This window comes from Desulfonatronum lacustre DSM 10312 (genome assembly GCF_000519265.1).
GTDB lineage: Bacteria > Desulfobacterota > Desulfovibrionia > Desulfovibrionales > Desulfonatronaceae > Desulfonatronum > Desulfonatronum lacustre.
The window spans coordinates 1116258-1140032 of the sequence record NZ_KI912608.1 but is presented as its reverse complement, the minus strand read 5'-3'; the positions used below and the strand labels follow the sequence as shown (position 1 = coordinate 1140032).

Annotated in this window: 22 protein-coding genes; 19 read left to right on the top strand and 3 right to left on the bottom strand. The window is 60.2% G+C overall.

Features of this window, described 5'->3' with window-relative positions; translation table 11 throughout:
* The first annotated feature begins 27 nt into the window (after positions 1–27).
* The 14 genes from DESLA_RS0105420 to DESLA_RS21525 all read left to right on the top strand — a co-directional run bounded on the left by DESLA_RS0105420 (position 28) and on the right by DESLA_RS21525 (position 15874).
* The gene (locus tag DESLA_RS0105420; RefSeq protein ID WP_028571671.1) at positions 28–957 is read left to right on the top strand and encodes a glycosyltransferase; all 930 of its coding nucleotides are present in this window, start codon (positions 28–30) and stop codon (positions 955–957) included.
* Between the two features lie 21 nt (positions 958–978).
* The gene (locus DESLA_RS0105415) at positions 979–1995 is read left to right on the top strand and encodes a hypothetical protein (RefSeq protein WP_028571670.1); all 1017 of its coding nucleotides are present in this window, start codon (positions 979–981) and stop codon (positions 1993–1995) included.
* Positions 1996–2096: 101 nt separating this feature from the next.
* A complete protein-coding gene (locus DESLA_RS18910; RefSeq protein ID WP_051434415.1) occupies positions 2097–2909 on the top strand; it encodes a DsbA family protein in 813 nt (270 codons plus the stop codon).
* A gap of 24 nt (positions 2910–2933) precedes the next feature.
* On the top strand, positions 2934–4634 hold the full coding sequence (locus tag DESLA_RS0105405; protein WP_028571669.1) for a glutamine--tRNA ligase/YqeY domain fusion protein: 1701 nt from the start codon (positions 2934–2936) through the stop codon (positions 4632–4634).
* Between the two features lie 220 nt (positions 4635–4854).
* On the top strand, positions 4855–6126 hold the full coding sequence (locus DESLA_RS18905) for a branched-chain amino acid ABC transporter substrate-binding protein (RefSeq protein WP_051434414.1): 1272 nt from the start codon (positions 4855–4857) through the stop codon (positions 6124–6126).
* Positions 6116–8923 (top strand): hybrid sensor histidine kinase/response regulator, encoded by a 2808-nt coding sequence (locus DESLA_RS21530; RefSeq protein ID WP_051434413.1) that lies wholly within the window; start codon positions 6116–6118, stop codon positions 8921–8923. Before DESLA_RS18905 ends, DESLA_RS21530 begins: the two co-directional genes overlap by 11 nt.
* Before the next feature lie 3 nt (positions 8924–8926).
* Positions 8927–9241 carry a quaternary ammonium compound efflux SMR transporter SugE gene (gene sugE / locus DESLA_RS0105385; RefSeq protein ID WP_028571668.1) on the top strand — a complete coding sequence of 105 codons (315 nt, stop codon included), beginning with the start codon at positions 8927–8929 and terminating at the stop codon, positions 9239–9241.
* 30 nt (positions 9242–9271) lie between these two features.
* Positions 9272–10408, top strand: a complete 1137-nt coding sequence (locus DESLA_RS0105380; RefSeq protein WP_245590006.1) for an ABC transporter permease — start codon at positions 9272–9274, stop codon at positions 10406–10408.
* Complete coding sequence (locus DESLA_RS18895; RefSeq protein ID WP_245590005.1) at positions 10392–11249, top strand: ABC transporter ATP-binding protein; 858 nt, start codon at positions 10392–10394, stop codon at positions 11247–11249. Before DESLA_RS0105380 ends, DESLA_RS18895 begins: the two co-directional genes overlap by 17 nt.
* Positions 11246–12394 (top strand): MlaD family protein, encoded by a 1149-nt coding sequence (locus tag DESLA_RS0105370; RefSeq protein WP_028571666.1) that lies wholly within the window; start codon positions 11246–11248, stop codon positions 12392–12394. The genes DESLA_RS18895 and DESLA_RS0105370 overlap by 4 nt, the downstream gene beginning before the upstream one ends.
* On the top strand, positions 12391–13071 hold the full coding sequence (locus DESLA_RS0105365; RefSeq protein WP_028571665.1) for an ABC-type transport auxiliary lipoprotein family protein: 681 nt from the start codon (positions 12391–12393) through the stop codon (positions 13069–13071). The genes DESLA_RS0105370 and DESLA_RS0105365 overlap by 4 nt, the downstream gene beginning before the upstream one ends.
* Complete coding sequence (locus tag DESLA_RS0105360) at positions 13068–13922, top strand: hypothetical protein (protein WP_028571664.1); 855 nt, start codon at positions 13068–13070, stop codon at positions 13920–13922. The genes DESLA_RS0105365 and DESLA_RS0105360 overlap by 4 nt, the downstream gene beginning before the upstream one ends.
* Before the next feature lie 42 nt (positions 13923–13964).
* Positions 13965–14672 carry a cobalamin B12-binding domain-containing protein gene (locus tag DESLA_RS18890; RefSeq protein WP_051434411.1) on the top strand — a complete coding sequence of 236 codons (708 nt, stop codon included), beginning with the start codon at positions 13965–13967 and terminating at the stop codon, positions 14670–14672.
* Positions 14669–15874 carry a sensor histidine kinase gene (locus tag DESLA_RS21525; RefSeq protein ID WP_051434410.1) on the top strand — a complete coding sequence of 402 codons (1206 nt, stop codon included), beginning with the start codon at positions 14669–14671 and terminating at the stop codon, positions 15872–15874. The genes DESLA_RS18890 and DESLA_RS21525 overlap by 4 nt, the downstream gene beginning before the upstream one ends.
* 18 nt (positions 15875–15892) lie before the next feature.
* Here the strand turns inward: DESLA_RS21525 and DESLA_RS18880 are convergent, their stop codons facing one another.
* Both DESLA_RS18880 and DESLA_RS0105340 read right to left on the bottom strand, forming a co-directional pair.
* Positions 15893–16573, bottom strand: coding sequence for a metal-dependent transcriptional regulator (locus DESLA_RS18880; protein WP_051434409.1), 681 nt, complete (start codon positions 16571–16573; stop codon positions 15893–15895).
* Between the two features lie 26 nt (positions 16574–16599).
* Positions 16600–18594: a ferrous iron transporter B gene (locus DESLA_RS0105340; protein ID WP_156932872.1), complete on the bottom strand. Its 1995-nt coding sequence runs from the start codon at positions 18592–18594 to the stop codon at positions 16600–16602.
* A 386-nt stretch (positions 18595–18980) separates the two neighbouring features.
* On the opposite strand from DESLA_RS0105340, the gene DESLA_RS0105335 reads away from it, so the two are divergent.
* The gene (locus DESLA_RS0105335) at positions 18981–19247 is read left to right on the top strand and encodes a c-type cytochrome (protein ID WP_028571662.1); all 267 of its coding nucleotides are present in this window, start codon (positions 18981–18983) and stop codon (positions 19245–19247) included.
* A gap of 9 nt (positions 19248–19256) precedes the next feature.
* The gene (locus DESLA_RS18875; protein ID WP_051434408.1) at positions 19257–19862 is read left to right on the top strand and encodes a pentapeptide repeat-containing protein; all 606 of its coding nucleotides are present in this window, start codon (positions 19257–19259) and stop codon (positions 19860–19862) included.
* 43 nt (positions 19863–19905) lie between these two features.
* Here DESLA_RS18875 and DESLA_RS18870 read toward each other — a convergent pair whose 3' ends face one another.
* The gene (locus tag DESLA_RS18870) at positions 19906–20481 is read right to left on the bottom strand and encodes a DUF305 domain-containing protein (RefSeq protein WP_051434407.1); all 576 of its coding nucleotides are present in this window, start codon (positions 20479–20481) and stop codon (positions 19906–19908) included.
* 776 nt (positions 20482–21257) lie between these two features.
* On the opposite strand from DESLA_RS18870, the gene DESLA_RS0105315 reads away from it, so the two are divergent.
* The 3 genes from DESLA_RS0105315 (at position 21258) to DESLA_RS0105305 (ending at position 23766) form a co-directional block, all read left to right on the top strand.
* A complete protein-coding gene (locus DESLA_RS0105315) occupies positions 21258–21695 on the top strand; it encodes a disulfide bond formation protein B (protein ID WP_028571660.1) in 438 nt (145 codons plus the stop codon).
* A complete protein-coding gene (locus tag DESLA_RS0105310; RefSeq protein WP_028571659.1) occupies positions 21692–22348 on the top strand; it encodes a DsbA family protein in 657 nt (218 codons plus the stop codon). The genes DESLA_RS0105315 and DESLA_RS0105310 overlap by 4 nt, the downstream gene beginning before the upstream one ends.
* Positions 22349–22548: 200 nt before the next feature.
* Positions 22549–23766, top strand: a complete 1218-nt coding sequence (locus DESLA_RS0105305; RefSeq protein WP_028571658.1) for a serine hydrolase domain-containing protein — start codon at positions 22549–22551, stop codon at positions 23764–23766.
* Positions 23767–23775: the final 9 nt, after the last annotated feature.

Here is a 23775-nt window from a genome sequence, read left to right as displayed (position 1 = left end):
AGCTATGAAACAAGTTGAGTTGCCATCATGACGGAATTATCGGTTGTGGTGCCCTTGTACAACGAAGAGGGCAACGTGGCGGAACTGCACCGGGAGATCAAGGACGTTTGCGAAGCCAACGGGTATACGTATGAAATCATCCTGGTGGACGACGGGTCCGAGGATGAGACGCTGAAGCGGGCCAAGGAATGTTCGCCGGCGAAAATTGTTCGCTTTCGCCGCAACTTCGGGCAAACAGCCGCCTTCGACGCCGGGATCAAGCAGGCTCGATACCGGTATATCGTGACCATGGACGGCGACCGGCAGAACGACCCCCGGGACATCCCCCGGATGGTCGCCTATTTGGAAGAGCATGACTACGATGTGGTTTCGGGATGGCGCAAGAACCGCAAGGATAATTTTTCCAAACGGTTTTTTTCCAACGGGGCCAAAATGTTGCGGGACGTGCTGGTCAAGGACAGAATTCACGACAGCGGTTGCGCCCTGAAGGTCTATCGGCGGGAATGTTTCGAAAACATCAATCTGTTCGGCGAGATGCACCGCTTTATTCCGGCCCTGCTCAAGATCAAGGGCTTCACCGTGGGCGAGGTGGAGGTCAACCACCGGCCCCGGGTGGCCGGGGTTTCCAAGTACAACTGGAAGCGGGCCATGAAAGGCTTCGTGGACATGGTTTCCGTGTGGTTCTGGAACAAATATGCGGTCCGGCCCTTGCATCTGCTGGGCGGAGTCGGAATGGTCCTGTTGGGTATCGGAATGTTTTTCTCGTTGTATACGTTGATCTTGTTCCTGAAGGGGCAGAACCTCTCCAACACGGTCTGGCCGCTCTTGTCCGCCTTTTCCGTGATCACTGGATTGCAACTCTTTGTCAGCGGCCTCCTCGCGGACATGATGTCCAAGCTGTACTACGAGAAATCCAAGGATAAGTCCTATATTATTCGCGAAATCATCGAACGATAAGACTATCGGGAGCCAAATATCATGCGGATGGAAGACATATCGGCCCTGATCACGCCGGACGTTCTGCTTCCGGCCTTGGGCTTGGCGGCATTGCTCCTGCCCGGACTGATCGCCGTGGGGGCGGTGTTCGTGGCCGTGCTTACGGCGGTGACATACAGAAAATCGTCCAGAGTGTTCGCGGACAAGCTGGCCAAGCAGATGTCCGAGTTCGGGATGCTCGTGCTGGGCGTGTGGCTGTTGCTCGTTTCAGCGAGGTGGGGGCTCTGGATCAGCGAGATTTGGCCGGTGTCCGGACCGTTGCGACGGTTTTACCACCTCTTTTTCGACATCCCCGGGCACGTGAGCATGCTGGCTGTCCTGACGTCCATCATTACCGCCCGAGCCTGGAGGCGACACAAGAAAGGCTCTGCCGTGCACTTCATGCTCGGCGGCATATCCTGCCTGACCTGGATGGTCGCCTTGATGCTGTTCATTACCGGCTGGCTGGAGAGCGGGCGCGTCGAGGGCATGGCCCAAAAGATGGATCCCGTTACCCTGCCGCTGCTGCTCATGAATCCCACGGCCTGGCTGATCTGGGCCCAAGGCCTGTTCTTGGCCATGACCCTGGCCGGTGGGGCGGGACTGCTGTTCCTGGTGGCCCGGCGCAACAAGGAAGACTATGGACGAGACTACTACGCCTGGGCCGCGCGGACCTGCTCCGGCAGGGCCCTGAGTTCCGGCGTGGTCCAAGCCCTTTGGGGCGTGACGACGTTCATCGCCCTCAGCGTGCCCTGGGCCGATTTGGCGCTTCAGGGGCCGTCCTCTTGGCTTGCGACCGCCCTCGCGGCGGTATCCGGATCTTCGGCCCTCGCGGCTCTACTGGCGTTTCTGGTTTTATCCTTGCTGGCCTGGCTGAGCCTGATTCCGCTGATCAGAAGCCAGAACCCCATGCGCCTGAAAGGACTGATGCTGGCGCACGTTGTCATCGTGTTCCTAAGCTTGACAGTGTTGGCCGTGACGTTCCATTCACTTTTTGATGGTCGAGGCTTACTGTTTTAAAAGAAGTCTTGTCCGTCCCGATGGGCTTGCATGACTTCGTCCAATAATCCTAAACGAACCGAAAACTGCCTTTACATCTTCGGATTGGAGCACATTGACCCATGATCAAAACCTTGCGGCTTTTGTTTATCGTTCCGGCCTTGGCGTTTGTTTTTTCCTGTCTTGCCCCCCAGGCGGCCGATGCGCAAGACATGGCCGGAAATATCGCGCCGTCCGAGGTTCGGGAGCTGTTTACAGCCCATCCTGAACTGGTGTTGGACGTCCTGCGGGACAATCCCCTCGAACTGGTGGAAATTCTGGAACAGGCCGTGATGGCCAAGCGGGAGGCGGATCACCGTCGGCAGGAGCAGGCTGACCTGGCCATGGAGCGCAATCCGGAGGTTTCCGACCAGCGTCCGATCCGGGGCAATGCGGATGCCGCGGTGACGATTGTCGAATATTCGGATTTCCAGTGCCCGTATTGCAGTCAGGCCACGGAGACCGTCAAACGCCTGATGGCCCTGGATCAAGCCGGGGAACTGCGCCTGGTTTTCAAGCACCTGCCCCTGAACCCGGTTTCTCAGGAATTGGCCTTGGCTTTCGAGGCCGCGGCCCTGCAAAGCCACGATGCGGCGTGGAAGCTGCACGATCGCCTTTTCGAACAACAGGGTCGGTTGCGGGGCGGGGCCGAGGCCGTGCTTCAGGAGATCGTCGCTGAATTGGGCATCGATTCGGAGCGGTTCGCCGAGGACCGCAAGCGCCCGGAACTGGCCGAGTTGATCCAGGCCGATATGGATGAGGCCCGGAAATTCGGCTTCAGCGGTACCCCCATGTTTCTGGTCAACGGCATTCCGCTGCGCGGAGCCGTGCCGTTGTCCGAGTTTCAGCGCGTCATTGAACTGGCCAAGACGCGGGATTCGGTCGGGTCGAATTAAAGGACCGATCAAGGAGTCAATCATATGACAAGCACCAACACTATTGCGCCCAATTTCATCAAGACCATCGTGGAGGAAGACCTGCGGGCCGGAAAAAACGACGGCCGGGTGACGACCCGGTTCCCCCCGGAGCCCAACGGCTATCTGCATATCGGCCATGCCAAGTCCATTTGCCTGAACTTCGGTCTGGCCCGGGAATTCGGCGGGGCCTGCCATATGCGGTTCGACGACACCAATCCGATCAAGGAAGACGTGGAGTACGTGGAGTCCATCAAGCGCGACGTGCGCTGGCTGGGCTTCGACTGGGGCGACAACCTGTTCTACGCCTCGGACTATTTCGACCGGCTCCACGACTACGCCCAGGAGCTGATCCGCCGGGGCAAGGCCTACGTGTGCAGTCTGAGCGCCGAGGATATCCGGGCCTACCGCGGCACCTTGACCGAGCCGGGCCGGAACAGCCCGTACCGCGACCGAACCGTTGAAGAAAATCTGGAGCTGTTCGCCCGGATGCGGGCCGGGGAATTCGAGGACGGCGAGCATGTGCTTCGGGCCAAGATCGACATGGCTTCACCCAACGTCAGCCTGCGCGATCCGGTGATCTACCGGATCAAGAAGGCCGCCCACCACCGGACCGGAAACGCCTGGTGCATTTACCCCATGTACGACTTCGCCCACTGCCTGTCCGACTCCATCGAGGGGATCACCCACTCCATCTGCACCCTGGAGTTTGAAAACAACCGCCCCCTGTACCACTGGTTCCTGGACGCCCTGGAAACCCCGTGTCACCCGGAGCAGATCGAATTCGCCCGCCTGAACCTGAGCTATACCGTGCTCAGCAAGCGCAAGCTGATCCAGTTGGTTCAGGACAAGGCTGTGTCCGGGTGGGACGATCCGCGGATGCCGACCATCTCCGGCCTGCGGCGGCGGGGCGTGCCTCCGGAGGCGTTGCGGACGTTCTGCGACCGGATCGGCGTTGCCCGGGCCGACTCCACGGTGGACATTTCCATGCTGGAGCACTGCGTCCGGGAAGTGCTCAATGTCCGCGCCCCCCGGGTGATGGCCGTGCTTCGGCCTCTGAAGGTGGTGATCACCAACTACCCGGAAGACCAGATCGAGGAGTTGGAAGCGCCCCTGCATCCGGAAAACCCGGAGATGGGCTCGCGAAAGATTCCCTTCGGCCGGGAGCTGTACATCGAACAGGACGACTTCATGGAGGAGCCGCCCAAGAAATTCTATCGGTTGGCGCCGGGCCGGGAGGTCCGGTTGCGCTATGGATATTACATCACCTGCCGGGAAGTGATTAAAAACAGCCTGGGCGAGGTTATGGAGCTGCATTGCACCTACGACCCGGCCTCCCGGGGCGGAGGCACTCCGGACGGGCGCAAGGTCAAGGCCACCCTGCACTGGGTCTGCGCCCGGACGGCCAAGCGGGCCAAGGTCCGGATCTACGACCATCTCTTCACCACGCTCAACCCCAACGAAGCCCCGGAAGGCAAGGATTTTCGCCACAATCTCAACCCCGACTCCCTGGAAGTCCTGGAAAACTGTCTGGTGGAGCCGCATCTGGCCGCGGCGGAAACGGGCAGCCGCTGGCAGTTCGAGCGTCTGGGCTATTTCAGCGTGGATCCCGTGGAAAGCACTCCGGAGGAACTGATTTTCAACCGGATCATCTCCCTGCGCGATACATGGGCCAAGGTCCAGGCCGCGGAAGGGAAGAAGACCTGATCCGCCCTCGTCCATCCTTGCGATCCACCGTGCACGAACCGCCAGCATGTCCAACTCCGCCATCGTGCAACGCCTGAGCGCTGGTGGAAGGCTCCCTGACTTTGTGCAGTGAAACCGACCGAGGCACGAAAGTTCGCTGCATCATTCCGCTGGAGTTCATGGGAGATGGGCGCGAGATGAAGACGTTGAAGAAGTTTGGCCTCAACACCACGGGAGCCTGATGAAGACAACGGATATTTTGCGCTTCTGGACGCTCCGGCTTCTCCTTGGCCTGCTGCTTGGCACCATGGTCGCGGTGATCCTAAGTTGCGCTCCGGAGACCGCGCCGCGGTCGGCGTGCCGGGACGCCCTGGGCTGCGTCTGGGTCGAGCCGGACGAGGCGGTGAAGCTCGTCAGCTTGCAGACCTTCAGCGGCCCTTTGGAGACGGTCGGCGCGGAGCTCGTTCGGACTTTGGAAATGCGCATCGCTGAACGCGGGGGGCTGCACGGCCGGGCCGTGACCATCGTGCGCGAGGACGAACAGTGTTCCACGGCCGGGGGATTGGTGGCGGCCCAGAAAATCGCCACGGCCCCGAACGTGGTCGCGATCCACGGGCCCCATTGTTCCAGCGCGGCGGTTCCCGCGGCCCGCGTTCTCTCTGAAGCGGGGATGGTCCTGGTCTCCGGGACTGCCACGGCCCCGTCTTTGACTTCCCAGAACGGCAAGCGGGGCGAGCACCACCAGCCGGGCTTTTTCCGGACCGCGGCCAATGATCAGTTCCAAGGGGTGGCCGCGGCCTCCTTGACCTACGATTTTCTGGGGTTGCGCAGAGTCGCGGCGGTTCATGATCAAAGCCCCTATGCCGCAGGCCTGACCGAGGCCTTTGCGGAAGCCTTTCTGGCCAAGGGCGGCGAAGTGGTCTTCATCGGCGCCGTCGCTCCGGGAGACCGCAATATGCGGCCCGTGGCCCAGGCTATGGCCGGATATGGTCCGGAATTGCTCTTTCTGCCGATTTTTTCTCCAGAAGCCGAATACTTGATCCAGGCCATCCGGGCTGAACCGGAACTTTCCAATTTAATCCTGCTCAGTGCGGACTCCATCTTCAACCAGCCATTCATTCAGGGCTGCGGCGACGTCTGCCGGGGCATGCTCTTCATTGCCCCGGACCAGATCCAAAGCCCGGCCTATACCGCGTTTTGGGACGGTTACGTTCAGGCTCACGGCACGAGGCCCGTGGGCTATTTTCATGCCCACGGCTACGACGCCGCGTCCATCCTGCTCCACGCCCTGGAACAGGCCTCTTTTCCGGAGCCGGACGGCTCTCTGCGCATCGAGCGGCAGCGGATCCGGGACGTCCTGCATGGACTGCGCCGTTTTCCAGCCCTGACCGGAGCGCTAAGCTGCGACGCCTTCGGCGACTGCGGCGTCCCGCGATTCAAGCTGGTCCGTCTGGAAGCGTCCATGGATTTCGAACAGGCCTTGAACAACACTCTTGCCGTGTATGCCCCCTGATTCCATGGTTCCTTCCCCGCAGTCCAAACACGGCGTCGGATCGTTGATCCGGCAATGGTGGCGCGGGTCGTCCATCGGCTTCAAATTCGCGGCCATCATGGCCTTCATGCTGCTCTTGATCATGCTCACCGCCCTGACCGGGGCCATCGCCCTGCGTGCGACTCTGAACCATGTTGAATCCGTGATCATCGCCAGCACGGACATTCGCGAGCTGACCCTGGAAATCGACCGGGAACTGCAATACGCCCGCCAACTTGAGCGGGGTTTTTTTCAACAATGGCCCAAAGTCGGTTTTTCCCAGGCCATGAAGTCCTTCGGGGAACCGCTGCAACTTCGGATCGAGTACGTGATCGCCCTGACCACCAGATTGCGCGGCAAGCTTGACGATCCGGCCATCAGCCAGGACTTGCGGGACACGGTGCTGTACCTGGACTTTTATCTTTCCGCGGCGGAACGCTACGCCGAGGCGTTTGCCGAAGCCGTGTTGCTGGTTTCGGAACTGGCCAAGGAAGACACCGGGCGACAGACCACGCTGTACGTGATGGGCGACGTGCTGGCGGAGCGGATGGAGATGCTCCGGCATTGGGATCTGCTCCTGCTGTTTCGTACGGCCCAGACCTGGCAGAACCGCTACCTGGCCACCCGGCAACGTTCGGACATGCAGTCCGCTCTGAACGTGTTGAAAATCTTTGAAGACCGCTTGCTCCTCGACCCGGACCTGCCGGAAGTCAGTCGTTCGGACCTGCAGAACATGCTGCGCTATCACGGATACGTCGCCGAGCGGATTCTCGAGTTGGACCGGCTTTTGGAGGCGAAGTCACGGGAGTTCGATCTGCGGATTAACGCCTTGTTGCCCATTTCCGAACAGCTGATGACCCAGGCTCGGCAGGAGGTGGATCGGGCCTGGATGAGCATCGCCAAGACCCGCTGGAACGCCTCCATGCTCTTGCTCTCGTCCGTGGTCTGCGCCGTGCTTTTGGGATTGACCTCAGCCCTGTTCATGCACCGCTCCATCTCTCGCAAGTTCGCGGTTCTGACCGCCGCCGCGGACCAGATCCGGGGCGGCAATCTCCAGGCCCGGGCCGAAGTGCGATCCAGCGACGAGATCGGTCGACTGGCCGAAACCTTCAACACCATGGCCGAACGCATCGCGAAGCTGATGCACGACCTGCAGCGGCGCATGGAAATGACCCAGAATCGGCTGTTCCAGGGTATCGAGTCCATTGAGGAAGGGTTTGCCCTGTTCGACAAGCACGGACGCCTGGTCACCGCGAACCGCAACGTGACCAGGATGTTCCCGGCCCTGGAAAATGCCTTGCGCACCGGCATTTCGTTTCACGAATGCCTGTCCGTGATCCAGGAGGCCAAAATGCTTCCCCGCGAACGATCCACGAATTTGGATCAGCCTGGACGGCAGGAAAACTGGTTGGAACGACACCTGGACATGTTTCGCCTCGGTGTCGGCACGGAAGAAATTCGCGTCTCCGAGGAACGCATCCTGCGGGTTCGGTATTCCCGAGCGGCCAACGGCGAAACCGTGGTCCTGCTGGAAGACGTCACCGAACGCGCCTGGATGCAGGAACAGCGCCTGGAAATGGAACGGCGGCTGCTTCATGCCCAGAAGCTGGAAAGCCTGGGAGTCATGGCCGGTGGTATCGCCCATGATTTCAACAACCTTCTCGCGGCCATGATGGGCAACATGGAACTGGCTCTGTCCATGTCCGGCTTGGCGGAACCGAGCCGCAAGCGCGTGGAACAGGCCCTTTTAGCCGCCCGGCGAGCCGCGGACCTGACTCGTCAGATGCTGGCCTATTCGGGGAAGGGCGGATTCGATGTCCGTTCCGTGGTGCTTAACGACCTGGTCCGGGACAACGCTCATATTTTCCAAACCGCCCTGGGCAAGAACGTTCGCTTCGTTCAGGAACTGACCTCGTCCCTGCCCCCGATCCGGGCCGACGCCGGACAGATCCAGCAGGTGATCATGAACCTGATCACCAACGCCTCGGAAGCCATTGGCGACCATCCCGGAACCATGACCCTCGCCACCCGGCTGGCGCATTGCGACGCCGCGTTTCTGGGCCGTTCCCGGCTCGAGGAAAAGCCCGAGCCCGGCTGGTTCGTCCACCTGGAGGTTCGGGATACGGGCGTGGGGATGAGCGAGGAGGTCCAGTCCAAACTGTTCGATCCGTTCTTCAGTACCAAGTTTACCGGACGCGGGCTGGGCCTTTCCGCGGTCCTGGGCATCGTGCGCGGTCATCGCGGAGCGATCATCGTGGACAGCGCTCCGGACTCGGGGACCACGTTTCACGTGCTTTTTCCGGTGGACGATGCAATAGTGAAGAGCTCCCCGCTTCCGGAGCCGTCGTTGACCTCGAATCCGGTCGCCGAAGCCGGAAGCGACGTTCATCCAGAGCCGGAACTGATCCTGGTCGTGGACGACGAGGAAATGGTCCGGGACCTCTCGGTTGAAGCCTTGAGACATCTTGGGTATGCGGTGATCACGGCCAAGGACGGCGTCGAGGCGGTCCGGGTTTTTCAGGAAAACCATCAGCGGATCGGCTGCGTGGTCCTGGATCTGATGATGCCGAACATGGACGGGGTCACGGCGTTCACGAAACTGCGCAAGATCGCGCCGGACGTCCCGGTGGTCCTGTGCAGTGGATACAGTTCACGGGAAGCGGAGCAGCGCTTCGCCGCCGACCGTCCCGGGGCGTTTTTGCAAAAACCGTTCAGCATCGAGGCCTTGCGGCGGGCGATTCTCGACGTGCTGAAAAACCGCAACCAATCACGAGGATAAACAATGGCTTGGTTTTTTCTGGCCGTTGCCGGTGTTTTCGAGATAATCTGGGCCATCGGCCTGAAGTATTCCAACGGCTTTACCCGACTCTGGCCCACGGCGCTGACGCTGACGGCCATGATCTTCAGTTTCGGCTTCCTGGCCCAGGCCCTGCGAACTATTCCCGTGGGCACCGGCTACGCCGTCTGGACCGGCATCGGCGCCGTGGGCACGGCCGTCCTGGGGATCATCCTCTTCGCCGAACCGGCGACCTGGGCCCGGATCGGCTGTATCCTGCTGATCGTATCCGGAATTTTGGGGTTGAAACTGGTTTCCTGAGATTCGCGAACTCGAATCACGATGGTCGACGTGCAGCCCGAACTCCTCTCTCAAGTAAAACTTGAAGAACACCCCTCCACTGCTTCCGGCACGCTTTCCGCGACCCTGACCGGTCGGCTGGACGTCCGAAGCACGGGGGCAATCTGGGGGCGGTTGCAGGTTCTCGTGGGCAAGGCCCGGTCGGTGGTTTTGCGTCTGGATGTTTCAGAGGTGGAGTACGTGGACGCCTCGGGGTTGGCCTTGTTCGCGGAACTCGACGAGGATTTGCGAGGCAGGGGAGGGGGGCTGGAGCTGGTCGGGATGCGCGAGGAACTGCGTCAAAGCCTGGAGCGGTTTCAAGCCCAGAGTCAGGCCGCCGCCGTTCCGGCGCGGCGTGGCGGGGTGCTGGAGCGGATTGGGCGCGGCGCCCAGGCATTTTGGCGGGACGTGCGGGATTTGGTGGGCTTCGTGGGGCTGTTCGTTTCCGGGTTCGCCCAAGCCCTGAGGCGTCCGGGGAGCATCCGGTGGCGGGACTTCTGGCTGAGCTGCGAAACCGTGGGGGCCAACGCCGTGCTGATCATCATCCTCATCGGCTTTCTGATGGGCTTGATCATCTCCTTCCAGTCCGCCATGCCCCTACGGATGTTCGGCGCGGAAATCTACGTGGCCAGGCTTTTGGGTCTGTCCATGATCCGGGAACTCGGCCCGCTGGTCACGGCCATCATCCTGGCCGGGCGGTCCGGGGCGTCCTTTGCCGCGGAACTGGGCACCATGAAGATCAACCAGGAATTGGACGCCCTGACCACCATGGGCCTGGACCCGGTCCGGCTGCTGGTGGTCCCCCGAATGCTGGCCGCCATGTGCATGACGCCGCTGTTGACCATGGTGTTCATCGTCTTCAGCCTCATCGGCGGGGCCGTGGTCATGCTTTCCCTGGGCTATCCCCTGGTGAGCTACACTAATCAGGTGACGCTTTCCGTGGGCGTGGGGGACCTGGCCAACGGACTGTTCAAATCCTTCGTTTTCAGCCTCCTGGTGGGCTGGATCGGGTGCGTGCGCGGCCTGCAAACCGGGCAGGGGGCCTGGGCCGTGGGCGCGGCGACCACCAGCGCGGTGGTCAGCGGGATTATTCTGATAGCGGTCATGGACGGCATATTCGCGGTGCTGTATTATGTCTTTAACTACTGAGGCCACGGCCTGCGGCATGGAAGCCGGTGACCGGGGCGCTCCGCTGATCCAGGTCCGGGCCTTGACGGCCGGTTATGGAGAACAAATTATCCTCCGCGACGTGAACCTGGACGTCTTTCCCGGTGAAGTATTGATCTTCCTGGGCGGCTCGGGATGCGGGAAAAGTACGTTGCTCAAACAGATGATCGGCCTGGAGCGGCCCATGTCCGGCACGGTATTGATCAGCGGCCGAGATATCCACGCGGCCCGGGGGGCGGAACGAACGCGTATCCTGCATGGCTTCGGGGTCAGCTACCAGACCGGGGCCTTGTTCGGTTCCCTGAGCGTCCTGGAAAACGTCCTGCTGCCCCTGGAGGAGTGTACGGACCTGCCCAAGCCCTTGCGACTGCGCGTGGCGCGAATGAAGTTGGCCCAAGTGGGGCTGGCCGGGTTCGAGAACCACGCCCCTTCGGAGTTGAGCGGCGGGATGGTCAAGCGGGCGGCCATTGCCCGGGCCATGGTCCTCGACCCCTGTATTTTATTCCTGGACGAACCCTCAGCCGGGCTGGACCCCGTGACCTCCGCCGAGCTGGATGCCCTGATCCTGGACCTGGCCCGCAGTCTGGGCATGACCTTCGTGATCGTGACCCACGAACTGGCCAGCGTGTACGCCATCGCCGACCGGGTGATCATGCTGGACAAAGCCCTGCAAGGCATCGCGGCCCAAGGCGATCCGAGAACCCTGCGCGACCACTCCACCGACCCGCTGGTCCAGGATTTCTTCCACCGTCACGTATCTGGAGGGCGAATGTTAAAGGGTGAAACACCTGAACCCATAAACCGTGAACCCCTTCTCTCATGAGCGTCCAGACCAACTACGTCAAACTCGGGGCCTTCGTTTTGATCACCACGGCCTTGATCATCGCCGGGCTGATCGTGCTGGGCGGCGGCAAGCTCTGGAGCGAGCGCTTCCTTGTGGAAACCTATCTGGACGAATCCGCCCAAGGGCTGGAAGCCGGGTCCGTGGTCAAGATGCGCGGCGTCCAGGTGGGCAATATCGAACGGATATCCTTTGTTTACCTCAAATATCCCGAAGCGTTTCAGGCCGGACACCGCTACGTGCTGGTGGAGATCGGCCTGCAGGCCGACAAGTTCGGGGAATTCCCCCGGGACAGGTTCAAGGAACTCCTGACCGAGGAAATCGCTACCGGGCTGCGGATTCGGATCACTCCCCAGGGACTGACCGGAGCGGCTTATCTGGAACTGGACTATACCATTCCGTTTCGGGCTCCGGCCCTGCCCATCAACTGGACGCCCGCCGCGCCATACATTCCTTCGGCCCCGGGAACCATCGCTCGGTTCGAGGAAACCTTCGAGTCGGTCAGCACCACTCTGAAGAACCTGGAAGAGGTCAATCTGAGCGGCCCGGTGGAGCGCCTGGAGCAACTCCTGAGTCTGGCCATGGAGAAGGTCGACGCGGTTCAGACCGAACAGTTCAGCGCCGAGGCCATTGCCCTGATGGAAGAGCTGCGCCGGACCAACGCCCAGGTGGCTCGTCTTCTGGGCGGTACGGACGATCCCGCGGGGCAGGGCGAGAGGGTGGATCTGCAATCCATCTTCCAGGACGTCTCCCTGGCCATGCGCGAAGTGCGGGGCATGGCCGAAGAAGTGAATAAATGGGTCCATGCCGAGCAGGGCGGGCTGGAGGACGTGCGCCTGGCCATCGTCGATCTGCGGCGGACCATGGCCGGGGCCCCGGAGATGGTGGAGGATTTTTCCACCGCTGCGGACACGGCTCAGGAGAGTTTTTTACGCCTCCAACTGCTCCTGGGTCAGATCCAGCTTGGCCTGGCCTCGAAGCTGGAACAGATCGACGTCCTGCTGCACAACCTTGGACGATCCAGTGAAAACATTCGGGAAATCACGGATGACGCCCGGGATTATCCCTCCAGGCTGTTCTTCGGCGAACCCCCGTCCGGTTTTCGGAACCAGGAGTCCTTCCCATGAACCGTTTGTCGCTTTTTTTGCACCCGATGAAGTATCTCGGCGTTTTTGCCTTGGCCATTTTACTGGGCCTGTCCGGTTGCGCCTCCCTGAACCGCCCAGACCCGGATCGTCGCCATTACCTGATCCAAGCCCAGCGTCCCGAGCCCGCGCTGGAGCGTCCCGCCGAGGCCCCGATTCTGGCCGTGCGCACCTTTCGCGTCGCTCCGGCTTCCGATTCCAGGGGCATCGTGACCATCCGGGCCGACGGGCTGGTTCAGCGGGATTTTTACGAACGCTTCTTTCTGTCTCCGGGTGAGATGCTCGCCGGACAGTTTCGGAATTGGTTGAGCCAAGCCGGGCTCTTCAGCCTGGTCACGGACATGGGGGGGCTGACCGAGCCGGACCTGATTCTGGAAGGGTATGTTCAGGAATTGCACCGGGATCTGCGTTCCGACAGGCCCCAAGCCGCGCTGGCCCTGCAAATGCTGCTGCTGCGTCCGACCCGCTCCGGGGCCATGGAGGTGGTCGCGCAGCGGGATTATCACCAGGTTTTGGACCTGCCTGACGGTTCGATCAGTTCCCTGGTGGTCGGTTGGAATTCGGCCTTGGCAGGGATCCTCACGGACGTGGAGAGCGCCTTGCGGGACACGGCGCTTTCGCCGTTGGCTTCGAGCCGTCTTCAGGAACCGGATCGATGACCACCCGGGTCTACGACGCCGCAACCCACGTCTTCGACCCCCTGCACGCCTACTGGGAGTCCGAGGCCAACCGCAAGGTGGTCACGGTCTTGCTGGTGACCCTGTTCCTGGTCTCCCTGGGACTGATCGAACTGAACCGGCAAGGAATGTTGCCGGCGTCCCTGCAAGGGGTGGTCGGGTTGAGCCATTTTCAGGCCATCAACGCGGCCTTTACCCTGGTTTTACTGGTGGAGGTGGTCAGCCTGATCTTCGTGCTGCCCTGCTCGGTTTCCAAGTCCGTGGGCAAGCAGTTCGAGATTCTGGCGCTGATCTTGTTGCGCAACTCCTTCAAGGAACTGGTCTATCTGCCCGAGCCCATCCAGCTCGGCACGGACATGATGCCGGTGCTGCGGATTCTGTCCGACGGCTTCGGGGCCCTGGCCATCTTCGTAATCCTCGGTCTTTACTACCGCCAGCAGAAGCAGCGCGGCGAACTGATGACCGGCGAGACCCGGTACCGTTTCGTGGCGGCCAAGAAGCTGGTGGCCCTGGGCCTGCTGGCGGTGTTCATCGCCCTGGCGGTCTATGGGGGTTGGGACTTTTTCTTCGGAGACCGTGCTTTTGCCTTTTTCGCCACTTTTTACACGGTCCTGATCTTCAGCGATATCCTGTTGGTTCTGGTTTCCCATCGATTCCTGCCGACCTTTCACGCAGTACTGCGCAACTCCGGATATGCCGTATCCACCCTGTTGCTGCGCCTGTCCCTGACCGCGCCGCCGTATTACGACGCCGGAATCGGCGTGGCCGCGGCCCTTTTCGCCCTGGCCCTGACCTGGACCTATAACGGTTTTTACAGTACCAAGGATGGCTAAACTGGAGAGAGTCATCAACCTGTCTACAGGACGGAAGTCGTCATGAATCAGGAGCGTATGCCTTTATTTGTCGGCCTTTCGGAGATGGCCGGCGAGCATGCCGAGTTGGCCCGTGACTACCTGCGTTTGTTGCTGGCGGCCAAACGCAAGGAAGCGACGGAAGTGGTGCTGAAGGCCGTGGAGAACGGGGTTTCCGTCAAGGACGTCTATCTGCGGGTATTTCAGCCTGTTCTCTACGAGGTTGGCGACCTCTGGCAACGCAACCAGGTCTCCGTGGCCCAGGAGCATTACTGCACCGCGGCGACGCAGTTCGCCATGTCCTTGCTTTATCCTTACATTTTCAGCGGTAAGCAGACCGGGCACAGGTTCGTGGGCTGCTGCGTGGGTGGGGAGTTGCACGAGATCGGGATGCGCATGGTCACGGACTTTTTTGAAATGGAAGGCTGGGACACCTACTATATGGGAGCCAATACCCCGGACGAGGACGTAATCCGGACCATCGTCGAGCAGAAGGCCGGCGTGGTGGGCATCTCCGTGACCATGACCTTCCACCTGCACCTCGTGGGTCGCTTGATCCTGCGCATTCGCAGCCGTCCGGAATGCCGCGACGTCAAGATCATGGTCGGCGGATATCCTTTTCTGGCCAATCAGCAGCTTTGGAAGGGCGTGGGAGCGCATGCCTTTGCCGCGGACGCCCATCAGGCCATTGCGGTGGCCGATCGTCTCCTGGATTCCGGGAGACGACCATGAAGCGAACCGAACACCGCAACGTCATCGCTCTGCTTTGCGACGACATGGGGGTTGTCCGGGAAGTGCTCGCCGACGAGCGCAACCGGTTCGAGAATGTTCCCGCCGGGTTGCCGTTCACGGCCTTCGTCCATCCCACGTCCCTGATTAAAGCCCGGAACTTTCTGGAGGAAATTCGAAAAAGCGGCATTGTCCTGGACTGGGAGCTGGGCGTGTCTACCAACAACACGGTGACCATTCTCCGGTTCACCGGAATCCGCCATGAGAAGCAAACGGTCATAGTCGGGGCCGAGGACATCAACTCGGTCATGGAACTTTATGAAGAGATCCTCAGCATGCACGGCGACCAGATCACCTTGCTCCGGGCCGAGGTCAAGAGGCGCAAGGAACTGGCCGACGAACTGCATTTGATGAATCTGGAAGGTTACGAGGAGGTCACCCGGCTGAACAACGAGTTGGTGACCATGCAGCGGGATCTGGTCAAGAAGACCCGTGCACTGGAAGCCTTGGATCAGCAGAAGAACCTATTTCTGGGCATCGCGGCCCACGACCTGCGCAATCCCATCGGGAATATCCGGAATCTGAGCCAACTGCTCCAGGGTGAGCTTCAAGGCAAACTCAATGAAGACTCCGCGCTGTATTTCCAATTGATCGATTCGAGCTGCGGCTTTCTGCTGCAATTGATCTCGGACCTACTGGACTTTTCCCAGATCGAGTCCGGCAAGTTGACCCTGGAACTGGAAACCGTGGACCTGGAAGCGTTGATCTCCCAGCAGATATCCTACGCCCGGACCTCGGCCGAGGCCAAGGGCGTGGAGCTGGTGTTCGCCGTCCAGGGAGAGGGGCCGCACGTCATCCAAGGGGATCGCGGTCGCCTGACCCAGGTGGTGGACAACCTGGTCAGCAACGCCGTGAAGTTCAGCAGCGCGGAGAGCCGGGTCGAAATCAGCCTGGCCCGGAAAGAGAAGGATCTGCTGTTAACGGTCCAGGATCATGGACCGGGCATCAGCCCGGAAGACCAGGCCAAGCTCTTCCAGCCTTTTGCCAAGGCCTCGGCCCGGCCCACCGCCGGAGAACGCAGCACCGGCCTGGGCCTGAGCATCGTCAAACGAATTGTCCAAGCCCACGGAGGCGAAGTCCGTTTGGAGAGCGTCGTCGGCCAGGGAACGACGTTGCGCGTACGTTTGCCGATGGGAAACGGATAGCGCAAAGTTTTTCGGTATTCAGGCCCGCGCCTCAGTAGCCCGGCCTTCTTCTCCCAGCACTTTCCAGACAAAAATATTCTTGGCGATTTCGTCGTCCAAGGCCAGTTCGGTCTGCTCGTATTTGATGCAGAAGGCCGGGGTCTTGCGGTGGACCGTGACCACTGTTCCCGGATTCAGGCCCAGCGAGATGAGCTGTTGCAGGTTGGAGTGGCTGCCGGGCTTGATGTAGGTGATGGTGCCTTTCTCGCCGGGTTGCAGTTCGTCCAGGCCGACCACCGTGTTGCTGATGGTCCGCTGTCCGGCGTGACAGCACGGGCCTTTGGGGATGGGCTTGCCGTCCGGACAGATTTCCGGATGGCCCAGCAAGGTGCAGATGGATTCCTCCACTTCGGGCAGCAGGGCGTGCTCCACCTCGCAGGCGATCTTTTCCATTTCCGAGTTTTTGAGTTTCAGAATGCTCTTGAGCAACACCTCGGCCAGGCGGTGCCGACGCATGATCTTTTCGGCATGGGCCTTGCCCTCCCGGGAAAACAGGATCTTGCCCTCGCCGCGGACGAGCAGACCTTGGCGTTCCAGTTCAGAAACATCCTCATCCGAAAAATCCACGCAACAGTACTTTCTGACGTCCTCCAGAGCGTACTTTCCGCATTCGCTGGCGCAGAGCACGGCCTCCAGAATTTCCTCGTGTTTGTGTTCCATGGTTGATGATCCTTGTGTCGAAGACGCTATGTGAAGGTGATCCCGGCCAAGCGACACACGTGGTTCAGCAGGCCGGCCAGGACGATGGCGTAGACCGTTACCGTGCCCAAGATCAAGGCCCCGGCCCGGGCGCCGCGTTCCTTGAACAGGACGATGGTCGCGTTGATGCATGGGGCCAGAAAGGTCATCAGCACCAGGTTGACCACGATTTGCAGGTTGGTGAACAGGGGGCTGAGGTGCTCCAGTTCGGCCACGCCGCTTTCCCGGCGGATCATGGTCTTGATGAACACCTGGATGCTCTGTTCCGGAAGGCCCATGACCGTGTTGATCACCGGCCCCAGGGCGGCTTCCAGGGCGTTCAGCCCGCCCACGCGCTGGAAGAGGAAGATGAACATCGAGGCCAGGACAAAGATCGGCAAAGCCTCCTTGATGAAAAAAAAGGTCTTCTGAGAGGCCATTTTGATCACCGGCCAGGGCTTGGGCAGGCGCATGGTCGGGATTTCCAGGATCAGGTGAGAGCGCTTGCCCGGAATGACCTTGTTCGCCAGCCAGCCGGCCAGGAGCAGTTGCGAAAAAATCAATCCATAAACCGTGATGGAGGCGGAGACGGGCATCTTGGCCAGAATGATCATCATCACCGCCAGCAGCGGGGCGCACGGCAGGCACAGAAAGACCAGGAACGAGGCGATGTTTTTTTCCTTGTCCGTACTGAGTACCCGTGTGGTCAGGATGGACATGGTCACGCAGGAAAAGCCCATGACCAGAGGGATCACGCCCTTGCCGTTCAGGCCGATCAGGCGGAAGACCCGGTCCAGAAGAATGGAAATCCGGACCAGGTATCCGGAGTCCTGCAGAAAACCGAAGGCGATGTAGAAGCAGAAGATCACCGGCATGACCAGCCCCAGGGCCAGAAAGACCCCGGTGGGAAACACGCCGAAATCCGGGTCCATGAGCATCTCCCGGATCAAGGCGCTGGGAATGAAGTCCACCAGGGCCGCGAGCAGCGGAATCAGGTGGGCCTCGAAGAGTTGGTCGTGGATCGTATCCACCAGGAAGGTGGCCCCAAAGGCCCCGATGAAATAGTACAGGAGCACGAGAATACCCAGGGCAATGGGAATGCCGGTGGAAAGTTGGGTGCACCAGTCGCCGAAGGAGAGGATCAGCGAACTTTTGGTTGGCGGTTCGACCTTTTGAACCTGTTCGGCGATCCTGGCGGCCTCGGCCTGGTAGAGGTTGCTCAACTCGATATCCACGGCAAGGGGCCTTTCCCGACGGGCTTCCTCGGCGAGTCGGTGAAGCTGGTCGAGCATTCCGGCCCCGTATTTATCCAGGATGTATCGTTCCACGGCCGTGTCCTCGGTGAGCAGCAGGATGCCCAAGGCCCTGGAAGAAAACGGGCTTGAAGGCATCAATTTCTGCACCACCGAAAGAAACTGTTCGACCCGCTGGGAGTACGTCACAAGAGGCTTCATCGGCCGGACGTCGTCCAAAGCCCGGCCGAGCTCCCGCACCCCGATTCCTTCCCGGGCAATGGTGGTCATTACGCGCATGCCCAGCTTTTCTGAAAGCTTGGCGTAGTCGATCTCAATGCCTCGGGATGCGGCCTCGTCGACCATGTTCACGACCAGAAGCATGGGCAGCCCGTATTCCGCGAACTGCAGGGCGATGGCGATGGTCCGCTTCAGGTTTTTGGCGTCCGCCACCAGGACGAGACGCAGGTCTTCGCCCGGGATTTCCGGGGACAGCAGAATGTCCCGGGAGGCCCGTTCATCCTCGTTGGTGGAGAACAGAGAATGGATGCCCGGCGTGTCCAGGGCCGTTCCGTCTCGCCCCTTGAGCCGTCCCCGAGGAATGGAGACCGCGATGCCGGGGATCGCGATTTCAGCGCAGTCGGAAGCGGTCAACCGGTCGTACAAGGTGCTCTTGCCGACTTTCATCGTGCCGATGAACACATAATGGGGGCTGGGCCCCTTGTGGGCGTCGGCACGGCAGGAGGTGTCGCATTGGTCACAGATGGTCATGGTCGTCTCACGTTCGTCATATGGGTGGCGGGAAAGGTACTTCGTCCGTTCCCGCCGGTGGTCGCTTTCCTTCCCAAGCTTTCCGAAGGCCGTCAAGTTACCCTTGCTTGGTTCAAGGGCATCGAAATCGAAATCGGAAAATACGTGCTTCACGCCGTGATGACGCCATCTTCTTGATATGACGTTCGATTTCGATCACGATTTCGATTTCGATTTCGATACCGATCCGATAGTGCGTGAAAATCGAGAGATCACATCTGCCCAGGGAAGGCTGTCGACCGGGGATTGATCTTTTTGGGGACTGCTGTCACCTTGTCAGAAAGTTGGTTCCATAACGGACGGACCCGGAATGACGAGGGTGTCCGTCAAACCAAGGAGGGAGCATCATGAAGAAGAATACCATCATAACCAGCCTGGCTCTGAGCGGGTTTTTGTTGTTCGCCGGCACGGCGGCCGTTTCCGCTGTAGCCCTGGACGGGGAGAAACTCTATCAGGAGCGGTGTTCCCAGTGCCACGGGTTGGGGCGGGTTGAGCGGGCCACCAAAGACCAGGCTGGCTGGGAAACCACGGTGGACCGGATGATCGGCAAGCGAGCCGGATTGCTCAACGCCGAGGAGCGGGACGCCGTGGTGGAATATTTGGCCAACCGGTAGGGCGGTTTTGTGAACAATAACGCCGCGAACACGGCCGTTGTCGCCTTGGCGATGACGGCCGTACTGTTTTGGCTGGGGGCACTCCCTGGTTTTACATTTGACCAGGCGGGCCTGGAGCGACTGTTGGACACTCGGTCCTGTCCGGGATGCGACCTCAGCCGGGCGGATTTGAGCAAAGCCGATCTGACCAAGGCTGATCTGTGGGGCGCGGATTTGCGGTTCGCGAATCTGGCGGAAGCCAATCTGCTCGAAGCGGATCTGCGCGAAGCCGATCTGCACGGGGCCGACCTCCTTATGACCAACCTGATCCGGGTCGATCTCAAGGTCGCCAACCTGACCACCGCGGACGCGACCGGGGCCAATCTGTACAGGGCCGTTCTTGCCGGAGCCGACCTGACCGAAGCCGTCCTGTTCAAGGCCAACTTGCACAGGGCGGACCTGAAGAACGCGCGCTTGGTTCGCGCGAACCTGTTCCTGGCGGACCTGAGCCGAGCCGATCTGAGAGGGGCCGAGATCGACGGCGTGGAATGGAACGGAGCCAACCTGATCGGCGCCGTGTGGATCGACGGGCGGACATGCGGCCCCGGTTCCAGGGGCGAGTGCAGGTTGGACTGAAGGAACGTGCCCTGGAACCGGGGTGCTTCTCTGCGTCAGATGATCAATGACCGTGGTGGTCCGTCGGAGCGCCGCCCCATTGCTCCAGCCATTCGCGCATCTGGTCGATCTCTCGATTTTGGGCGGCGACGATTTCTTCGGCCAGAGTCCGCACTTCGGGGTGCACGGCCAGATTTTTGTCCAGAACATCCCGGGCCATATGCACGGCGCCGAGGTGATGTTCAATCATGTCCTCCAGGAAGACGGTGTCCGCTTCCTCCGCGGGCAGGCCTTCGATGTCCCGCATCATGGGCTGATAGGCCGCCTGTGTGGACGCGTCGGGATACCACTGCTCGATCCACTGGCGCATCTTCGCGATTTCCCCGGTCTGATCGTCCATCACCTCCTTGGCAAAGTCGCGCAGTTCCTGGCGTTCGGTCACGGCCAGGATCTGCTTGGCGCTGTCCACGGCTTCCTGATGGTGAGGGATCATTTCCACGAGAAATTCCAACTCACTGCCCACTTGATGTTGATGTTCATGCTCCGCCGCATCCGCCGGGCCGTGCGAACCGGCCATGAACAGCATGCTCAAGACCGTAAGGGGCATCCAGAACGTCATGAGACTCAGTGCTTTCATCATCGCTTCTCCTTGTCGTGGTTGAACATCCATGATGCCGTACCCGCCCCGTGAACCGGATGTGTTTGGAGTGATCGAGGGAGGGAGTAACAAGAGGAATCGGAAGAGCCTGGGGACCAATGTCCATGGCAATACAATCGAATCCGCTTACGGTAAACAACATTTCGAACAGAACGACGAATGTCATATTCTTTCGTTGGCCTATTGACAGAGGAAAATGCTATGTTCGTGTAGAGGGATTGTCAAATAAAAGTTCAAAATCTATGTTTTTTGACATGCGGACATCGGCGCGGTATCTATTAAAAATGCATGCGCTGCTTGCAAGAGGACTTCTTTTGGCCGTTTTGTTGACGACCTCTTTTGCCGCAACCGGGATGGGGGCTGTTGTTTCGGCGTTGTTTCACTCCGGTGGAGCGGATTCCTGCTGCATGCCGTTCAGCCATGATGACAGCCCGGATGACAGCTCTGGTGAACCCGCGAACCCAGCCCCTTGCACGGAGCAGGGGTGTCTCTGTCTCTTCTGCCTGAAGCTGCTCACGTCCCTCCTTCCCGAGGCCACCTCCGGCCTTCCGTTGACCATTACCTTCGCTCTCCCACCTTTTGCGCGCCCTCCCTCGGACTTGGTCCATCGTATCGACTTTCCGCCTGAATTTTCCTGATCTTGCTTGCCCTCCTAGCCGAACTGACGGCTTAAACGGCTTTTTGTCGGCTGTTCCCGCGGGTCGCCCAGGCCCTTGGCGATTGTGCCGCTCCATTACATTCATGGGAGATCAATCCGCATGCCTTCTACGGATAGCGTTTCGAAGCCAGGCTGGAATATTCTCTTTCTGGCTTGGCTGCTGACCATTGCGTCCGCACTGACGAGCATTTTTTTCAGTGCCGTGATGCAGCTGCCCCCCTGTGTTCTCTGCTGGTACCAGCGCATTTTTCTCTTTCCCTTGGCGTTTATATTCACCACGGGTCTCTTTTTTTGCGACAAAAGCGTGGTGCGTTACGCCCTGCCTCTGGCCGGCGCGGGCTGGCTTGTGGCCTTGTACCAGAATTTGCTTATTTACGGGATAGTCCCGGAGAACATCAAACCATGCAGTCAGGGAGTCTCCTGCACGGACATCCATTTCGACATTCTCGGTTTTCTGACGATTCCCATGCTTTCATTGTTGGCTTTCACGATCATTCTGGTGCTACTCAACATTTTCAACAGGAGAATTTCTCAATGAGGAAACAATATCTCGTTGTCGCGGCCGGACTGTCCCTGGGGCTGCTCTTTATCATTGCAACCCATGTCTACCAGACGCAGCAATCGCAGAAGCTGGACTTTCTGGCACGGGAAGATGCTGAAATCTTTGTCCGACCTCACTCGCCCACCCTGGGCAATCCGGATGCCCGGGTCACCCTGGTGGAGTTCATGGACCCGGCCTGCGAGACATGCGCCGCGTTCTCGCCCTTTGTGAAGAAACTGATGGATGACAATCCCGGCAAAATCAGGCTGGTGTTGCGGTACGCTCCGTTCCATGACGGGGCCGAAGACTTCGTGCGCATACTCGAAGCCGCGGGCAATCAGGACAAATACTGGGAAACCCTGGACATCATGTATAAAAGCCAGGGCCATTGGGCGAGTCACCAGAACCCGCAACCGCACTTGCTCTGGGACTTCGTGGCCATGGCCGGCGTGGACCTGGAGACGATCAGAAGCGACATGAACGAAGCAAGGATTCAGCGCATTCTGGAGCAGGACATCGCCGACGCCAGGGCGCTCAACGTCACCAAGACTCCGGGCTTTTTCGTCAACGGCAAACCCTTGACGACTTTTGGCTTCAAGCAGTTGCAGCAACTGGTGGAGTCGGAAATCGCACGGCATTACCCACAGTGAGCCGACGCTGAAGTGTGAAGTGCAATGAAAGTTTCCGTGCCACCGGGCGACAAGTCCGGTGGCACGGAAATCGTATCCGTTCTCCAGATACGTGAGGATGTGTCGGACAAGTGGAGAAATTGACGAGAGGGCGACAATACTGCAAGAGGCGGAGATGAAGATTTTACATGACTTCTTGCATGCAGAGAGATGGAGGTCCCATGTTACGTCATTTTCAAATTTCACGCTTTCTGCTGCCCAGCCTGTTTTGCTTGTGGCTCGTCGGCCTTGCTGGTCCGGGCACGGCTCAGGTTGTTTTTCTGCAGCCTGATGCTTTGGAAAAGGCCATGTTCCACCTGATGGACAAGTGGCAGGTGCATGGAGCGTCCGTGGCGCTGGTGGAAGACGGAATGGTCGTTTGGGAGGAGGGATATGGGTGGGCGGAGATGGAAGCGTGGCTTCCGGCCCTTCCGGATACGGTTTTTCAGGCGGCCTCTATTTCCAAGGCCGTGAGCGCGGCGGTGGTCTTGCGGATGGTTCAGGCCGGGCTGTTGGATTTGGATGAACCGGTTTCCCGGTACGTGACCCGCTGGCGACTCCCGGAATCGGAGTTCGACCCCGACGAGGTGACGTTGCGCCGGATTCTCAGCCATACCGCCGGGCTTTCGGTGCCGGGGTACTTGGGCTTTTTGTCGGACCAGCCGGTTCAGACCTTGGAAGCTTCCCTGACCTCGGCTTCGGACGCCGGTGATCGTGGCGTGGTCGTGATCCTGTCGCCCGGGGAGCAGTGGGCCTACTCCGGTGGAGGCTACACACTGATGGAATTGCTGCTCGAAGAGGTTACCGGACGGCCTTTTTCCCAGGTGGCCCGGGATCTGATTTTGAATCCGCTGGGCATGGAATCAAGCAGCTTTGGCGACGATCCTCGGCTGTACGGCCGCAAGGCGCGGTCCTATACCGCGGACAACGCCGCCGTGCCGGAGCGTCGGTTCGCGGCCCTGGCCGCGGCCGGGCTGTGGGCCACGGCCGGGGACCTGGGGCGCTTCGTCGCCGGGTTGACCGCGAGCGCAACGGAGGAAGGAGGGAGGGGGGCCAGCCTGGGTTTGGAACGTTCACTCTTGCGGGACATGCTTTCCCCTCAGCCCGGCGCAAACAGCGGGCTGGTCTTCGCCGGAAGCCGCTGGGGGCTGGGGTTGGGATTGTTGGATCTCCCGGACGGCCAAGGCTTGTTGGCTTTTCATCCCGGCGACAATCTTCCGGCGTGGCATTCCTTTCTGGCATTCCTGCCCGGCCATGAGCCGGACGGCTCCCAGGTACGGGGCATCGCCGTTTTGACCAATGGCGAACACGGGGACGAACTCGTCCTGGACGTCGTGTGTCTGTGGTTGGAGGCCACGGGGGGGCGAGGTGTCACGGAATGTCTGGAGAGGACGCCCTGAGGTAGGTTG

Bases quoted from the DNA above. Each gene is read 5' to 3' on its own strand.
- DESLA_RS0105315 (WP_028571660.1), top strand. From the start codon at position 21,258: ATGCCTTCTACGGATAGCGTTTCGAAGCCAGGCTGGAATATTCTCTTT.
- DESLA_RS18910 (WP_051434415.1), top strand. From the start codon at position 2,097: ATGATCAAAACCTTGCGGCTTTTGTTTATCGTTCCGGCCTTGGCGTTT.
- DESLA_RS0105365 (WP_028571665.1), top strand. From the start codon at position 12,391: ATGAACCGTTTGTCGCTTTTTTTGCACCCGATGAAGTATCTCGGCGTT.
- DESLA_RS0105405 (WP_028571669.1), top strand. From the start codon at position 2,934: ATGACAAGCACCAACACTATTGCGCCCAATTTCATCAAGACCATCGTG.
- DESLA_RS0105415 (WP_028571670.1), top strand. From the start codon at position 979: ATGCGGATGGAAGACATATCGGCCCTGATCACGCCGGACGTTCTGCTT.
- DESLA_RS0105305 (WP_028571658.1), top strand. From the start codon at position 22,549: ATGTTACGTCATTTTCAAATTTCACGCTTTCTGCTGCCCAGCCTGTTT.
- sugE (WP_028571668.1), top strand. From the start codon at position 8,927: ATGGCTTGGTTTTTTCTGGCCGTTGCCGGTGTTTTCGAGATAATCTGG.
- DESLA_RS0105310 (WP_028571659.1), top strand. From the start codon at position 21,692: ATGAGGAAACAATATCTCGTTGTCGCGGCCGGACTGTCCCTGGGGCTG.
- DESLA_RS21525 (WP_051434410.1), top strand. From the start codon at position 14,669: ATGAAGCGAACCGAACACCGCAACGTCATCGCTCTGCTTTGCGACGAC.
- DESLA_RS18880 (WP_051434409.1), bottom strand. From the start codon at position 16,573: ATGGAACACAAACACGAGGAAATTCTGGAGGCCGTGCTCTGCGCCAGC.
- DESLA_RS0105420 (WP_028571671.1), top strand. From the start codon at position 28: ATGACGGAATTATCGGTTGTGGTGCCCTTGTACAACGAAGAGGGCAAC.
- DESLA_RS18890 (WP_051434411.1), top strand. From the start codon at position 13,965: ATGAATCAGGAGCGTATGCCTTTATTTGTCGGCCTTTCGGAGATGGCC.
- DESLA_RS18905 (WP_051434414.1), top strand. From the start codon at position 4,855: ATGAAGACAACGGATATTTTGCGCTTCTGGACGCTCCGGCTTCTCCTT.
- DESLA_RS0105340 (WP_156932872.1), bottom strand. From the start codon at position 18,594: ATGACCATCTGTGACCAATGCGACACCTCCTGCCGTGCCGACGCCCAC.
- DESLA_RS18895 (WP_245590005.1), top strand. From the start codon at position 10,392: ATGTCTTTAACTACTGAGGCCACGGCCTGCGGCATGGAAGCCGGTGAC.
- DESLA_RS21530 (WP_051434413.1), top strand. From the start codon at position 6,116: ATGCCCCCTGATTCCATGGTTCCTTCCCCGCAGTCCAAACACGGCGTC.
- DESLA_RS0105370 (WP_028571666.1), top strand. From the start codon at position 11,246: ATGAGCGTCCAGACCAACTACGTCAAACTCGGGGCCTTCGTTTTGATC.
- DESLA_RS0105335 (WP_028571662.1), top strand. From the start codon at position 18,981: ATGAAGAAGAATACCATCATAACCAGCCTGGCTCTGAGCGGGTTTTTG.
- DESLA_RS0105360 (WP_028571664.1), top strand. From the start codon at position 13,068: ATGACCACCCGGGTCTACGACGCCGCAACCCACGTCTTCGACCCCCTG.
- DESLA_RS18870 (WP_051434407.1), bottom strand. From the start codon at position 20,481: ATGATGAAAGCACTGAGTCTCATGACGTTCTGGATGCCCCTTACGGTC.